The 3,215-nt window shown below is 60.8% G+C and carries 4 protein-coding genes; 2 read left to right on the top strand and 2 right to left on the bottom strand.

All coding sequences use genetic code 11. The features are described 5' to 3' along the window. Nucleotides 1–174: 174 nt before the first annotated feature. Together NBRGI_RS34645 and NBRGI_RS34640 are read right to left on the bottom strand one after the other, a co-directional pair. On the bottom strand, nucleotides 175–408 hold the full coding sequence (locus tag NBRGI_RS34645) for a hypothetical protein (RefSeq protein WP_029901391.1): 234 nt from the start codon (nucleotides 406–408) through the stop codon (nucleotides 175–177). Beyond that, nucleotides 408–869, bottom strand: a complete 462-nt coding sequence (locus tag NBRGI_RS34640) for a hypothetical protein (protein ID WP_029901390.1) — start codon at nucleotides 867–869, stop codon at nucleotides 408–410. The genes NBRGI_RS34645 and NBRGI_RS34640 overlap by 1 nt, the downstream gene beginning before the upstream one ends. 165 nt (nucleotides 870–1,034) lie before the next feature. On the opposite strand from NBRGI_RS34640, the gene NBRGI_RS34635 reads away from it, so the two are divergent. Continuing rightward, complete coding sequence (locus NBRGI_RS34635; protein WP_029901389.1) at nucleotides 1,035–1,799, top strand: GntR family transcriptional regulator; 765 nt, start codon at nucleotides 1,035–1,037, stop codon at nucleotides 1,797–1,799. A 142-nt stretch (nucleotides 1,800–1,941) separates the two neighbouring features. Continuing rightward, complete coding sequence (locus NBRGI_RS34630) at nucleotides 1,942–2,475, top strand: YdcF family protein (protein WP_235211199.1); 534 nt, start codon at nucleotides 1,942–1,944, stop codon at nucleotides 2,473–2,475. Nucleotides 2,476–3,215 lie beyond the last annotated feature (740 nt).

Here is a 3,215-nt window from a genome sequence, read left to right as displayed (position 1 = left end):
CCATCAGCGATACCCGGAAGCGGCTGCACCTCACCGAAACCGGTCATCGTGCCCAGGCCGACCCAGCCGGACCAAATCGCCACGAACGCCGGAAGCGCCAACAACAACACAGGCCAAGAACGAATCCGCTTACCAGCCTTGCTATCCCGGTCCGGCATGGGTCGATGGAACATCTCAGGCCACCGCCCTCGAATCCTCGGACAGGAACTCGGCGTAGTCGTGCTGAGCCAGCAGATTCGGCAACGCCTCTGCCAGGTCATGCGCGTCAGCGATATCGAGCGCCACTCGCGCCGAACCCAGGTAGAACACCACCTGCGGCAGTGCGAACTTGCCGACTGCGATCTGCTCGTACCGCAGACCGTGCAGCTCACCACCCACGGTCGCCGGAGTCATCACGAAAGAAGTCATCACGCGGCCGCCTTACCGCCACGCGACGAAGACGCCGAATGATCGCCCGGCGCAACCGAACCCGAGCTATCACCCTTGATCCCGGTCGCGCGAATCGACCAACCGATCCTCTTGAACTCGCCCGCGCCAGCCATCTTCGGCTTGATCTGCAAGCCCTCCAGCTCGATCGGAGTCATACCCGGCACGATCTCCGCAGCTGCGGGAACCGGCATCACATCGGCGACGAACACCACCTGGAAACCAACCTGGTTCACGTTCTCCGCCGTCGGATCAGTCACCGTCGCCTTCCACAGGCGCTTACCAGTCCCGTTGCCGTCCTGATCCATATCCACTTCCTGGATCACCGGCGCGTTGCGATCCCGCTGAAACTTCGTCAACGGCGAGACGTTGCCCAGCAAGAACAACCCCTTCGGGAACGCCACGTGAAACTCCGGGCTGAACCACACATCCTTCAAAGCCATCGCTTGCTCCTATGCTCTCGGTAGCCGTATTAGAACCACCTCTATTGCACCATCACGCCGATAGGTACGCAATAGGGCTGGTTTTATTTGGCCGAAACTCTCGATTCGTTCGATACGGCTACCCTTAACCGGGTCCAGTGAGTGAAAGGAAGGAACTCAATCGACATGAGCGGATATCGCGAGGTGGCGGACAGCCTCCGCGAGGCCATCCAGGGCGGCGAGTACGCCCCCGGTGCGACGCTGCCCAAGCAGAACGAACTAGCTGAGCGGTTCGGCGTCAACATCAAGACCGTCCGGCAAGCGGTCGGCCAGCTAGAAGCGGAGGGGCTTGTCACGGCGATCCGCCGACGAGGAACGGTCGTTCGTGAGCGCCCGCCCATGCGGAGACTCGGAGCCGATCGCTACTCGAAGCGGAAATGGAAGTACGGCGACACTGTCGCGTTCATGGCCGACCGTGAGGCATCCGGCCGACCGTGGAAACTGACCGATCAAACACAAACCGTTGCCCTGATCGAGGCTGACGACGAAGTGTCCGAAGCCCTTGGCCTGGAACCGAAGTCGCTCGTGTACGAACGCGCCCGCACGGTTAGCGAAGCGGGCCAACCTACTCACACGCTGGCGAGCTACTACCGCCCTGAGCATGTTGAGGGAACACCACTCGTCGACCCGACACCAGGCCCAGCGGGGCGCGGCGGTGGCTTCGCAGTCCTGACCATGCAGGGCTACGAACCCGACCACATGACCGAGACGATCTCGGCGCGCATGCCGACTCCTGACGAAGCGGAGAAACTCAAACTGCCAGCCGGGGAACCCGTCATGATCCTGAAGCGGCGCACCTACACGGCTACAGATGACATCGTGGAGTTCGCGCGCGGTGTGCACGCAGCGTCTCGGTTCTCTTGGACGTACGATTTCAAGCTGCCCGACTAGAAGGGAACCGCCCTACATGTCACGAGCCGCCCTACCCGAGGAACTCCGAGCGGAGGTCGAAACCCTCTGGGACTACAACCAAATGCACCACGAGCTCCGGCCCGTGGATGTAGGTATCGGGTTGGGTGGACACGACCTAGGCGTGGCCGACTATATCGCTGAGCTTTACCACCGAAACTTATTTCCGCTAATCGTCTTTACCGGCGCAAACGCGCCTGGCACCACAGAACTATTTCCACGCGGCGAAGCCGTTCACTTCCGCGACCGGGTTGTAGAACTTGGCGTGCCCGAGGACGTTATTCTTCTTGAGCCTCGAGCCACCAACACCGGCGAGAATATCGACTTCACTCGCGCGCTTCTTGAGGAGCGCAGTACGGTGCGATCAGTTCTCCTCGTATCGCGGCCATACCAGCAGCGCCGAAGTTACGCGATCTGTCGAAAGCGTTGGCCGACAGTGGATGTCATCTGCGGTTCCCGTCCATTGCCACTTGACGACTACATAGCAAATATCGGTGATGTAGATCGCGTGATCAACATGCTCGTTGGCGACACGCAACGGATCTGGGTCTACGCAGCCAACGGCTGGGCGATCGAGCAAGACGTGCCTAGCGACGTGCATAAGGCTTACTCGCAGCTTGTTGATGTCGGATTCACGAGTCGCTTACTACCTGAATAGTTCTACATCTACCTCTTCGCGCTTAGCCCTATTCGCGAGTGCGCTTCGCTCACGGTGCGCGTCTCCCGATGCCACCAATCTCGTGACGGAGCAATGTCTAGTATTGCTTGTAGACTATAGCCTTGTCTGTAGACTAGAACCTGTCACGTAAGTGATGCTGGGGATGGGACGCCGCGTCAACGACGCCCCATCCGGCGGGTTAGCTAGCTCGCAGCCAGCGGACCAAGACGAGCGCTCCGGCGACTACAGCAGCCATGACCAGGCAGATGCGGTAGTCGACCGGAGCCTCTTGCTTTTTCCGGCGATGTTTCGCCATCCCCACCACCTCCTTCCTCGGCACGGTGCGGCCTGGACCAGATGCCGCACCGTCCCTTGAGGGGAGGTCCCAACACCCTAAGCCACCGGAACCGTTGAAACGCAGCAAGTTCCACTAATCAGGCCCGGCATTCAACTTGAACGCTTCAACTTGAATGAGTTTCGTTCCGCCCGCTATCGATGGAGTCGTTGCCGAATTTGGCTATATAGGATCAAGAGCGGCGGCCCTACGGGCCGCCGCCGCCACGCCACGAACGCACGACGGCAGGGGGCTCCGCTGCGCTCCGCCCCGACCGGGGCGTCGGCGCGTCGGCGGCAGCCCTTCAGGCCAACCGCAACCTGATACCTGATAGCTCACCTCTTCAAGATCCCGAATCGGCCAGGCGGGGAGCGCTCGTCACGTCTACAGATCCGACGTGGTTCCG

The sequence above is a fragment of the Nocardia brasiliensis IFM 10847 genome (assembly GCF_000710915.1).
GTDB lineage: Bacteria > Actinomycetota > Actinomycetes > Mycobacteriales > Mycobacteriaceae > Nocardia > Nocardia brasiliensis_A.
Note: the sequence above shows the minus strand (reverse complement) of the source record. Positions and strands in the feature narration are given on the sequence as shown.

Excerpts from the sequence above, each read along its gene's own strand:
- NBRGI_RS34640 (WP_029901390.1), bottom strand. The coding sequence starts at position 869 with ATGGCTTTGAAGGATGTGTGGTTCAGCCCGGAGTTTCACGTGGCGTTC.
- NBRGI_RS34635 (WP_029901389.1), top strand. The coding sequence starts at position 1,035 with ATGAGCGGATATCGCGAGGTGGCGGACAGCCTCCGCGAGGCCATCCAG.
- NBRGI_RS34645 (WP_029901391.1), bottom strand. The coding sequence starts at position 408 with ATGACTTCTTTCGTGATGACTCCGGCGACCGTGGGTGGTGAGCTGCAC.